Here is a 356-nt window from a genome sequence, read left to right as displayed (position 1 = left end):
CCCTCAAGATGAGATTTCCCATCGCGTCAAGCGAGTAAGATCCCTTGAAGATGACAAGGTAGATAGGTCCGAGGTGGAAGCGTGGCGACACGTGCAGCTGACGGATACTAATCGATCGAGGACTTAACTAAACACATAAAGAAAAGCGAAGAACGGTTCTTGACGTAGTCAAGAAAAGCGAAGGCGACTGTTCTGTTATCTAGTTTTCAAGGAATAAAAAAATGCTTGACAACAAAAAATATTCCGTTATAATAACATTTGTCTAAAGCATTATTGCTCGGTGACGATGGCGGAGAGGTCACACCCGTTCCCATCCCGAACACGGAAGTTAAGCTCTCCAGCGCCGATGGTAGTTG

General features: G+C 45.2%; 2 rRNA genes. Both read left to right on the top strand.

The features are described from left to right. Positions 1-131 (top strand): 23S ribosomal RNA (locus tag LD028_RS02505); the annotation flags it as partial. A gap of 145 nt (positions 132-276) precedes the next feature. Then, a 5S ribosomal RNA gene (gene rrf / locus LD028_RS02500) occupies positions 277-356 on the top strand; the annotation flags it as partial.

Origin of the sequence: Anoxybacillus sp. LAT27 (assembly GCF_022030075.1) — a bacterium.
GTDB classification, from domain to species: domain Bacteria; phylum Bacillota; class Bacilli; order Bacillales; family Anoxybacillaceae; genus Anoxybacillus; species Anoxybacillus kestanbolensis.
This window is presented reverse-complemented; position numbering and strand designations above follow the sequence as displayed.